Raw genomic sequence first — 11517 nt, 5'->3', positions numbered from 1 at the left:
CGTCTTGGTTGAAAAACCACCATGAAAAGCTTTCTGAAGTTGGCCTTGTTCTTTTTCTTTTGGGGAATTCCCCATAAACAGAAAGAGTCTGTGCAAGCAGATGAAAATTGTCAGATCATGGAGGTAGAAGTAGCGATAAGTGAGGATTCAGCAATGTATCATCTAATGAACTTTCACCGTATAGATTAATCGGTTTAGAGTGGAGAGAAAGAAAGCTTTAAGCTGAAATACATGGAGGAAGTGGCGACCAATAAGGTTTACTAGTAATAGCGTATTGATTTGAACTATACGGACGAGGAACTCATCTCCGGTTGCAAACGGAGGTCAGTAAAGCATGAAGAAGTATTCTACAAAAAATACTATGGCTATGTCATGGGGATCAGTCTGTCTTATTCTAAAGACCGGGATCTGGCCTTGGAAATTACCAATGATGCTTTTTTGAAATTTTTTGGGACAATCAAAAAAGTAGAGAATTTTCAGACTATCAAAGCCTGGCTTCGTCGGATCACTGTCAATACTGCAATAGATTATTATAGAAGAAATAAAAAGTTTCAAAACCAATCTGATTTTGAGATCGACATTCCTAATCAATACGAGGTGAATGCGATTTCCAATCTGGGTTATGAAGATATCATCAGATTAATAAACCAACTACAGGAAGATCAAAAACTGGTTTTTAACCTCTACGAAATAGAAGGTTTCAGCCACAAGGAAATAGCCGATCGACTGGGTATCACTGAAGGTTCATCCCGAGTTTATCTAACCCGAGCCAAAGTGAAACTCCGTCAGTTGGTTCAAACTCATTTAAATGAATATGAAGGAAGATAAGTCAGATAATTGGATCGCTTCTTCCCTGAAAAAGCATTTGGAAGAAGGAAAGCTCCCCTATGAAATCGGAGCTTGGGAAAACTTCCAGAAGATAAGGAAAGCGAGGAAAAGGCGAACTTTGTACTATTGGACAGGTGCGGTAGCAGCTTCATTGGCATTGCTATTTACCCTTTCTCAAGTGTTCTTAGTGCAGAATGATCTTTCTGATGACAGAAAGGATGTTCCTGTTTTGGCAAATGCGGGAGATCAAGCTTCTGAATTAGGTCTACAGGAATCGGTAAAAGAAGAGCAAAAGTCTGAGGTGCAAGCTCCATCAGAGTTGCCTCAGGAACAAAAAGCCAAAGTAAAGGAACCTGCAAGTCAATCAGGATTTTTGGCAGAGTCTACAAACCCTGCAAAAGAAAAATCCAATACAGTTTCGAATACCTCAAGAAAACCAGAAATCAAAGCTGCTGAAGAAACAAATCCTTCAATTGAAACGGTTGAAAAGCAGACTCAGACTGCCTTAAAAACTGAAGAAAAAACTGTGGCTGTAATCTCACCGGAGGTAGAAAAAAAGCAGGCTGAAAAGCCAGTAAATTCATCCTCTTTGATTGCATCAGGAGAAAATCCATCCAAGACAATAATGCTTGATAAGAATCAGGCTAACAAAACAGAGAATGATAAAGCTGAAAAGTTGGCAGAAGTAGTCCCGACAGCAACTGTAAGCGAGGAAGATTTCCCTGAAATACCCAAAGAAGAAACCCGGGTTTATCTTGGTATGGGGGTTTCACCAGGTTTTGCCACCATGCAGCAAAACAATAATACAACGACTGCATCAAGTTTAGGAGTGGGCATGTCTTTGAATGTGGATCTTCCGGGTAAACTGACTTTGGGTTCTGGTTTTGGATTGAATTACCTAAACCAACAGAACAAATCCCAAATGGCAGTGACTGTGGCAGGATATAGAACCTCTCAGGTTGATAAGCTGGACATTCAGCAAGTTCAGTTAGAAATGCCGCTTTATTTTAAATATCCGATCACAAGAAATGAAGCAATATCAGTTCAGGCAGGTTTCTCGAATGTGTATGCGCTAAACCAAAATACAGAGCAAGTGACAACGGTGAATGAGCAAGTGGTAGTGTCCAATTCATCATCCTTTGATGCCATGAATAGTAGTTCCTTTGCTCTCCAAAGCAACGCTGTGAGTCGAACACAGGAATTGAATAACCCGAATTCTAAATTCTATCCTTTTGCGACAGTTAATTTTGGAGTAAATATCCGAGTGCATGAATCCAAATCTGTAAACTACATGGTGATGCCGTTTTACAATCATCAGCTACAGACAGTTTCAGGCTTTGGGGACAAGTTTGGGATGTTTGGAGCAAGCTTGAAACTGAACTTTGGTGGATCAGATCGATAGACTTTGATTATTTAATTTTCGATTTAAGAAGTAAGTGGCCGAGGTAATTCTTGGCCACTTTTTTTGCGTTTATTTTTATTTGATTAGGATTAAATTGCTATTAATCTTTAAATGCTTTTTATTCAATATTCAAAACCTATTTTACCATGTTTACTAATACAAAAGCCTTTGGAGGGTTCTCTGTAGATGATCTCCACAATGCAAAAATTTTTTACAGAGAAGTGCTAGGGATGGAGGTGGAGAAATTGCCCATGGGATTACTTGCCTTGAAAATCCCAGGTGGAAGCCAGATCATGATTTATCCTAAAACTAACCACGAGCCCGCTACTTATACCGTATTGAATTTTCCAGTGAAAGATGTTGAAAAGACGGTGGATGCTTTGATTGAAAAAGGGATTGTCTTTGAACAATATGTGGAGCCAATCAAAACTGACGAAAAAGGAATATGTAGAGGAGCTGGTCCTCTTGTGGCCTGGTTTAAAGATCCTGCAGGAAACATACTTTCCGTGGTGCAAGAATTATAAATTGGCTAATACAAAAAAAACACCCCTGAAAGATCTTACAGTCAGGGGTGTTTTTTTATAATGTGTTGAAATTAATAATTGATGTAATTGGTAATCATCTGAAGGTCAAGCTTAGTCTCATTGTTTGCGTTTGTTTTTAAACCTCTCAAGATTAATGTATAAACGCTATTTCCTCTCAGCTCAATGTTAGTCGCAGTTACCAATACTTCTCCAGAATTTTCGGATTTCACTGTCAAGTTGTAAATATCCGGAGAAAGACCATCAAACTCGCTCGCCTCTCCGAATGCCAAGTCATCCACAAAGTTTCCTTCTATATCTGAAATCTCAAGTGTGACATTCCCTGCATCTGGAGAAAGGTGCACCAATCTTAGCTGAGATGCATCAGCTGTCGGTTCGCTCCAGTTGTCCTGAATCAAAACAGCATCCAATTGAGCTACTTTGTCCATTACAAAAAGAGAATATACACTATCTTCTTTGATGGTGAAGTTTTTCTCCAAAAGTGAGCTTAGAGAATTATTTGAGGTGAATTTGAAAGCTCTTTCTCCCGTGTAGAAAGGACTGTAGTTGATACCTTCTGTAAAGGAGATTGGGTAATTGTTCACTTTGTTTTGATTTGCATACACATCCATAGAAGGAGCATCAGGTGAACCTTGATAAATCAATACATAACCTGCGGGAGGAGTTTCCTGCAAATCGTCATCATTAAAACAGCTGCTTAGGGAAAGTGTTGCCCCAATCATAGAAAGAGCCATCCATGATTTGAAATGATTTGCAGTCCAGTTTTTTACTCTTTTAAACATAAGAAATGGTTTAGTTTTTATTCTTTACCGAGACGAGATCAGGTATGAAAACGAAACAGAGGAATGAAAAATTATTCACTAAAAACAGCCTTCTAAATATTAAATAAGCAGTTTTGGACTTTGTAATATGGTTTTAACAAAATGCTAATTTGTTCAAGTTTAACCTATTATTTAGGATAATGTCTTTCTAAACAAGATTATAATTCTTACATAAGAACCAATCAAAAGTTGCTGCTAAACGATTTATGTCTTCAATTGGTATGCACTTTTGTATTTTTAGTGCAAGAATGGAATTCTTTTCTTTTTTAAATGATTGGTAATAGAAGATCGAGATAAAATTCTCCCAATAATTCTATGAAAAATAACCAAGAGCTGCTGGAAGGAAACATTCTCAAGTCTTTGACCACTCTGGCTTGGCCAATTATCATGGCTAATATTCTTCAAACCGCTTATCAATTGATTGATACTTTTTGGTTGGGGAGATTAGGTGCCAATGCGGTAGCTGCTGTGAGTATCAGTTTTCCGATTTTATTTCTGGTTTTGTCCTTAGGTGCGGGCCTTACGCTAGCCGGAACGGTTATAGTTTCCCAGTTTAAAGGTGCCGGCAATCAAAAGATGATCAATTTTGCGGCCTCTCAAACAGTCATGGTTGTGCTGGTGGTTTCAGCTTTACTTGCGGTAATTGGCTTTTTCCTTGCCAACCCCTTAATGAAATTGATAGGAGCAGGGCCTGAAATTTTCAATGACTCGGTTTCATACTTTCAGGTATCATCTTGGGGATTTGTATTCCTATTTATGTTTTTTGTATTTCAGTCTTTGATGCGAGGAATCGGCAATGTCCTGCTTCCTATGTACATAGTGCTGGGCACAGTGTTTTTAAATTTAGTTTTAGACCCGCTTTTCATTTTTGGCTATGGCTCTATTCCAGCTTATGGAGTGGCCGGAGCAGCTGTGGCTAGTGTAATTACTCAAGGCCTTTCAGCTTTAGCAGGTTTAGTGATTTTATTTCGTGGCAAAAGAGGAATTAAGATCAATATCAAAGACATGCTGCTCAAATTTGAATGGGTCAAACGACTTTTTAGTCTGGGGATCCCATCCAGTTTGGAGCAATCCTCCCGCGCCGCTGCCATGACAGTAATGGTCATGTTGGTGACAAGTTATGGAAGTGAAGTGGTGGCAGCCTATGGAATAGGTGCCAGGATATTGAGTTTAGTTATTGTTCCAGCTTTGGGTTTTGCAATAGCTACGACAACACTGGTTGGGCAAAATATAGGTGCTGCTAAGATTAAACGCGCAGAAAAAATTGGAGATCTCAGCAGTAAAATTGCCTTTTTCGGCTTGACTTCAGTGGGATTGATTTTGTTTGCTTTTGCTGAAACACTGACTCGCTTTTTTGTTCCAAATGACCCTCAGGTTATTCAAGATGGGGCAAAGTTTATAAGAATCATGGCGCCAAGTTTTGGTCTCTTGGGAGTACAGCAAGTGCTGAATGGGGTTTTTAACGGAGCGAGGTTTACACAAGCCTCCATGCTAATCTCTGTTTTCAGTATGTGGGTTATTCGTTTTCCCACTGCCTTTATTTTGTCCTCAAAAACCATTCTTGGTTTTGAAGGGATATGGTGGGCATTCCCTATTTCTAACTTGATTGCTGCGATCATTGCCTTTGTGTATTATAAAACAGGCTATTGGAAAGTGCGAACAATCAAAAACAGAAGGATCTGGGTGGAGCAAGGAATTAGATAAAATAATTCATTTTTTTTCCATTGAAATATTTCAAGTGGACTTAAAATGATATTGATTTTTTGGGATTGGGAACTTGATTTTTTTAATAAATATTGTCCAATGTGGTGAAAGGAATTATGGAATTTCCTGTTTTAATGCAGTGGTTGATTTTCGTAACTAGTTCATTTTCACTATATTGAATATGTCAATCGCAAGAAAATTTTTTACAACGAATATTTAGGTTCAAAAAGCATTTTTCTGGAATAAGCCTGGATCTTCCTGTTTATGTTTTACAATTTTTGGAAACTTGAGCAGCTAATGCTCTCTTTTTATAAATCAATTTTTAATTAATTTTTAACTAGTTAATCATGAGTACAACATCAAGTTTACAATCTTTTTTATCCAGTCAGAAGTATGGATATGATTTTGTGGTAGGGACAACCCAAGCCAGTATCAACTCGAGTTTAAAGGAGTATTTAGACCAATGCAGTCAGCCGGAAACCTACCTCTGTTTTCTCGCCGATTCAAAAGGGAATCCAACTGAAGAAATCAGTCTGGAAGACCTTATGGCAAAAACAGGAGGGGTGAATCCATTTGATATTCCAAATGGGACTTCATATGATGATCCAAGGATCAGTACATTGACTAAAAACATGTTTGTGGTAGGTCTAAAAATAAAAATGGGTCTGCCATCTAATATCCTTCCAAAAGATTTGCCACCAATTGTTAGCCTGGGAGATTCCGCAGATAATGTTCGATTTAATCTTCTTTGTTCAGAATTTGAGATTATCCAGAATAGTCCGCCAAGTGGATTCGGATCTGCAGGTTCATGGAATGTTTGGACACAGCCAAATAATCAATCATGGTATTTTTCAACAACCGTCAACTTGGTTTATAAAGATCTAGACCAAGAGCTTGATACGCCATACTTTCAAAATCATCCCAAAGAAAAACAAGCACTTATTGCACAGCTAAAAAATATTAGTTCGAGTGCATTTAGTCTTCAACAGCTATTGTTTGATTTGGATAATGCGGCTTTGCAGTCAATTCCCACAATCCAAGGATTAGACCCAAATACTGATGCGGGTACAGTTCTCACCAAGTCTTTTTTAGATCTCTATTTTGGAATTGTCAAGAATGAAGGAGAACCGGTTATTTCCATTCATGCCATTTCTAATACCCCTGATCAATCAAGTTTAAGGCTGACAGGTATAGAAAGAGAGGTTGGGCAATTTGTGGATGGAAATGGCGTTCCGGTGCAAAATCCAACACCTGCTCAAAGAGATGCATATACGCTGGATTATTTATGTTCAGTTAATAATGGGGCATTGCCAGGAGCAGCAACTTTTAATTGGAATTGGGTGGATCCAGCTGATATCGCAGATGAGAGTGGAATGATTTCCATAAATAGAAATACGCTGGCAGCTTATTATCAAACCAAACTAGTACCATTTGTTAAAAACTCATGCATGAAAGCTTATACTCATGTGACTGCACATGCGATGGGCAAGGTTAATAATAAATGGAATCTAACTCCCGGCCAAACTCCAGATACCATTACAATTCCTGAGTCAGGAGCAACAGTTTTGGAGATTTCTTATTCAAGTGACGGGAAAAGTCACGATAAATCAGGTCTTACATATGGTGAACTCGATTTAAAATCATCTTTTAATTGTACGGTTCAATTCAGTGGAAATACGATTACAATCTTGCAGCATTTGGTTATTTATGTCAAGGCTACTTTTGACCTTACTTCTACCGATGGCAATGTAGTGGATCGAACGATCACTGATACCTATACTTTATCAGTTGATCAAAATGGAAACCTTAAGGCAGATCTAAATTCTACAAGTAAGAATAAGGATCAGAAGATTGATCTAAAAGGGATCATCACCTGGTTTGTTGATATGAACGATATGATTGATCATATTACCAACTTTGCTAAAAACATCTCCAGCGCTAATTTTAAAGATATTCCTGCTTCCGATATTCAGAATTTTATATTCCCAGGGGGAAAGGTTTTTGTCTATAAAAATGTTCAGTTTTCAGAACATCAGGATTTGCTCACAGCAATTACCTACTCAAATCCGAGTTAATATTTGATTAGCCATACGTTTGATACTTTTTATCAATTGGCAATTTTTTTTACTAACACTTTTAAATGATTAAAAATGAAAATGACTTATACATCTGAAATGATGAAAAACTACCTGCATGCTGAGTTAATCTCTCCACAGGAAAAATTTCAAGCCTTGCAAACTGCAGATGGACATTCACTCCTGTTTTCGATTGCGACTGATGGTAATTTTTATTTAACCAGAAATCAAAGCGGAGTTACATCATCAGGTTGGACAAAAACTGATTTGAGTAGCTCTTTGATAAAGAAAGACTTTCCGAAAGACCTCAATGCCAAGGTTAAAACTTTTGAATCTGCCCAGAGTGTACAAGATGGATCAATTGGGCTAGGAATGGCTATTACTTCTTCAGAAGGAGACAATTTATACCTGAGCTTAAGTAATTCAAATTCAGATTTTTCCTGGATAGAAAATATTTCTTGGAAAGCATTTCCATTTGACTGCTCCAGCAATCCGATTTCTACATTGGAAATCGTCAACGTTTTCTTCTGCGAGACCTCAGGTGGTACTCAATATATTTATGTTGATGTGGTGAGAGATCCTTCGAGTGCTGTAAAATTAGTCGAAAGATTCTACATAGATCCCACTAAAAGCAACGGTCAATATTGGGTAAAACATGATTTGGCAATTGACTTACAAATAGATGCTGACAAGTATTCCAGTTGTCTTGGCAGAATGCCGAGTGGGCATATAGATGGCTTATATACTGCAGGTCATGTTGGGAGCTCGGGTCAGCTTATTTTTGCTCCTGTTATAAATTATTATGGACAAGGAGCTATCAGTCCTATTCCCCTGAATTTGCCAAATGGAGTTGTTCCTGATCAAATTACATCTGTTAGAAACGCAGATTTGAGCACCGATTTATTTGTCGTAAGTGGTGATAGCTTGTATTATTTTGCTAGTTCCAATCAAAAATCAGACTCAACAGCGACATTTTTACTTACCAATTCAGTTTTTACTGGAACCACTAAGTTAGCTGCCATGCTTCATGAGGGAATAGTGACGATTTGGGGTAAAAATGGGAATGATCAAGTTTATTATACCAGCTGTAAACAGATCGATGTAGGTACTCAGTCTGCCTGGAGTTTTCCGGTTCCTGTTTTAAATGGGGTAGAGGAGATGTCTCCTTTTGTGAATCTGAAAGATGGAGGAAATACAATTTTTGCCGGCGGTAATGGTAAGTTGTTTCAGATAACCCAAGATCCAACAACAAACTCAAAGCTTTGGTCTACCTCTGAGATTACCTTGCCTGTAGCTCCAACTTCTCCAGCTATTTCCTTTAACTCCTATACGACCACTCTCCAATTCAATGATGAGAACAATCTTCCCTTGAAAGGTGCCAAAGTTAATTTGTCAACAAGTCGAAGGTGTGAAGTATATATCAATGGACTATACTATGTAATTACAAATAACTCGATCGCCTTAGAATCCAATTCGATGGGAATGATCACGATTATGGAGGCTACTGAAAATATTACAGGTACCACCTTTAAGGTTAGTTCAGATGGAGGGGACGCAGTGACTATCAATCCTATGGATAAACCATTTCAAAAACTGGCAGATCTGGGAAGTCAAGATGGGGATAGTTCAAAGCTGGAAAAGGCCACAATAGATGAAGGGAATGGAAAAACAAAACCACTAGTGTCACCAAATTCTCCGAATCTATCTACGGTTTCTTCTGGCCTGTATAATTTGGGTCAATCCTATCAGTCTGTACAAACACCAAGCTCTTCCAATGCTGTAGCATTTATGGCAATTCCTGTACCGATGAATGCCATGAGTTTTGGTGATGATATTTTAATGGCAGCTGGAGATTTATTCAGATGGTTGGAGTCCGGAGTTGAAGCGATTGTAAAAGTGGTAAAAGATGCTGCTACAGCAGTTTGGCATTTTGTGGCTACGATTGGAGATAAAGTTTACAGGGCTATTTTAGATACTGTAGAAGCAATCGTGAGTGCGGCTGAATGGGTATTTAATGCCATAAAAACCGCAATTGAAGACATCATTAAATTTTTGGAGTTCTTATTCGAATGGGATGATATTAAAAGAACAAAAGAAGTTATTCATAATCTGATCAAACTTTGGCTTCAAAATGAAATAAATGGGATTCAAACTATCAAACAAAAGATAGATAGTGGCATCAATCAATTGGAAACCGATGTCAATAAATGGGCAGGAATTACGGATTGGTCGGGTATTGGGGATAAAGTGACAAAGCCGGCTTCAGGAAGCACCAACAACCCTAATGATGGCCAAAACTCAGCTTCACAGCAGTTGAATCATCACTTTCAGAATAATGCTAAAAACATTACAATTCTTGGAAAACAACCAGTTTTGGATCCTTTGGAATCCATCATCAAAGATCTGATTACAGCCATAGAAGATGAGGCAAAGGTTTTAGGGGAAGTATTTGAAGAATTAAAATCTCTGGCAGAGAATTTTGCAAAACTGAGTGTAGAAGAAATTCTAAAAAAATTGGTAGCAATATTAGTTGATGGGGTTTTGAGTAGCGTCCAAGTGGTAATTGATGCGATCTTGAATATTCTTACTGATTTGGCTGAAACTGCCCTAGGTATTTTAGATACAAAACTGCATATCCCTATTATTTCTGATATCCTGAATGCAATAGGGATTCCGGATATTTCATTTTTGGATCTATTCTGTTGGATCTCAGGAGTCGCCTATACGGTTGTCTATAAAATTGCAAAAGGCGAAGCTCCATTTCCAGACAGTCAGTATACGAGCTTTTTGATATCTGCCACAAGCATGGATCAGATCAAAGCAGCAATGACATCTTCTGACAATCTATCTGATAGTTCCAGTAATAATAAGGAAACTATGCTGTTTGCCAAGACAGAAGATAATGATGGTTCTCTTATAAAATTGCCACTGCAATACCATGATGCAATATTTATAGCTGGACATTCCATTGGAGGTTTTGCAACTTTCATGTCTGATTTTGTGACAACTTTTGAAGCTTTGGAAGAGACCGGAGATAATGCTTTTGCAATTCCTTCAGCAGTGTTGGGAATTGTTGCTGGCGGATCAATTGGAGCGGCTAACTTCTTGGTACCAAGAGCAGCCATCCAGAATAAAATCGTCAGCTATTCCAGTCTTAGCATTACCGTAATCCGAGTGGTTTCAAAAATCATTTTCTCAGGACCTGTCCAAAAGAAATTTGGCGCAACAAAAGCTCTTTCATTTATGGCTGCCGAAGATGGGCGTGCCACTGGTGCAATTGTAGATGCGGTCTTGGTTATTCCTGCATTTATATGTACAATGTGGCATTTTGGAGAACTTAGCACCACACCGGATAGTACGGATAAAACTGATGCGATTCTGGATGAGATAAGTAATCTTTCCTCTTATATATCGAGGATTATGTATACGATTGCCGTAAATGACAAGGACGAAGAAACCAAAGCCATTGAGGTAGGAGTAATGGCTGTTGCCAACATTGTTACTGCTGGGCTTCAAACGGCAGAAGCTGTTGTTGATTAAAAAAAAGAGCGGGGTAATTCCCCGCTCTTTCTATTATTCCCTCTCCCAAAAAAATGGAGGCTCGATTCCTAAAGATCTTAGGTAAACATAGCCTTGCCCTCTATGGTGAACTTCATTTTCAATCGCGTAAGCCACCAATTCATATCCTGAACTCTCATATTGCCCAAAAGCAACTACTCTTTGTTGGAAAACCTCCATTGGAATGTTTGGCCAAGAAGAATTGATCTGATCAGTTGCTTCGTCCCAAGCTTTGAGAAGATCCTCTTTTGTCATAAGATCTTTTTTCTCCTCTTCCAAAGGCTCCCAATTCCCGGTTTCCAAACCTTTGGCTGAAGGTGCAGCGATAGCTAGCATCTCTTTTACCAAATCCGCATAGGATCTCATCCCGCCAATGCTAAACTCAAACAATTCCTTTTCAGGGAATTTTTCCAGAGTTCTTCTACTTAGGTTTCTATGCCCTTGCCAATGTTTTAACAATTGATCTTTTGTGATAATCTGACTCATAGTTTCTGTTTCCATAATGCTGTTTTTTGATGTTGTTTCTGTAAAATTAGGTTGCCTCAGTGTCAGCCTTATGTCAGTAGGATTTTCTAATTTTAAAATAT

The 11517-nt window shown here is 38.3% G+C and carries 9 protein-coding genes; 7 read left to right on the top strand and 2 right to left on the bottom strand.

Translation table 11 applies throughout. The features are described from left to right. The first annotated feature begins 21 nt into the window (after positions 1-21). The 4 genes from J0A69_RS17795 to J0A69_RS17780 all read left to right on the top strand — a co-directional run bounded on the left by J0A69_RS17795 (position 22) and on the right by J0A69_RS17780 (position 2754). Positions 22-189 carry a hypothetical protein gene (locus J0A69_RS17795; protein ID WP_206587972.1) on the top strand — a complete coding sequence of 56 codons (168 nt, stop codon included), beginning with the start codon at positions 22-24 and terminating at the stop codon, positions 187-189. 90 nt (positions 190-279) lie between these two features. Continuing rightward, positions 280-828, top strand: a complete 549-nt coding sequence (locus tag J0A69_RS17790; RefSeq protein ID WP_206587971.1) for an RNA polymerase sigma factor — start codon at positions 280-282, stop codon at positions 826-828. Then, positions 809-2230 carry a hypothetical protein gene (locus J0A69_RS17785; RefSeq protein ID WP_206587970.1) on the top strand — a complete coding sequence of 474 codons (1422 nt, stop codon included), beginning with the start codon at positions 809-811 and terminating at the stop codon, positions 2228-2230. Before J0A69_RS17790 ends, J0A69_RS17785 begins: the two co-directional genes overlap by 20 nt. Before the next feature lie 146 nt (positions 2231-2376). Then, positions 2377-2754, top strand: coding sequence for a VOC family protein (locus J0A69_RS17780; RefSeq protein WP_206587969.1), 378 nt, complete (start codon positions 2377-2379; stop codon positions 2752-2754). Between the two features lie 71 nt (positions 2755-2825). Here the strand turns inward: J0A69_RS17780 and J0A69_RS17775 are convergent, their stop codons facing one another. After that, positions 2826-3554, bottom strand: a complete 729-nt coding sequence (locus J0A69_RS17775) for a DUF4397 domain-containing protein (protein ID WP_206587968.1) — start codon at positions 3552-3554, stop codon at positions 2826-2828. Positions 3555-3908: 354 nt separating this feature from the next. Here J0A69_RS17775 and J0A69_RS17770 point away from each other — a divergent pair, with 354 nt between their 5' ends. From J0A69_RS17770 to J0A69_RS17760, 3 genes are all read left to right on the top strand, one after another. Next, the gene (locus J0A69_RS17770; RefSeq protein WP_206587967.1) at positions 3909-5297 is read left to right on the top strand and encodes an MATE family efflux transporter; all 1389 of its coding nucleotides are present in this window, start codon (positions 3909-3911) and stop codon (positions 5295-5297) included. A 347-nt stretch (positions 5298-5644) separates the two neighbouring features. Further along, positions 5645-7372, top strand: coding sequence for a hypothetical protein (locus J0A69_RS17765; protein WP_206587966.1), 1728 nt, complete (start codon positions 5645-5647; stop codon positions 7370-7372). A gap of 75 nt (positions 7373-7447) precedes the next feature. Further along, positions 7448-10912 (top strand): hypothetical protein, encoded by a 3465-nt coding sequence (locus tag J0A69_RS17760; RefSeq protein ID WP_206587965.1) that lies wholly within the window; start codon positions 7448-7450, stop codon positions 10910-10912. A 33-nt stretch (positions 10913-10945) separates the two neighbouring features. On the opposite strand, the gene J0A69_RS17755 is transcribed toward J0A69_RS17760, so the two are convergent. Next, positions 10946-11431, bottom strand: coding sequence for a DinB family protein (locus J0A69_RS17755; protein WP_206587964.1), 486 nt, complete (start codon positions 11429-11431; stop codon positions 10946-10948). Between the last annotated feature and the right edge of the window lie 86 nt (positions 11432-11517).

This window comes from Algoriphagus pacificus (genome assembly GCF_017254845.1).
Taxonomy (GTDB): Bacteria; Bacteroidota; Bacteroidia; order Cytophagales; family Cyclobacteriaceae; genus Algoriphagus; species Algoriphagus pacificus.
This window is presented reverse-complemented; position numbering and strand designations above follow the sequence as displayed.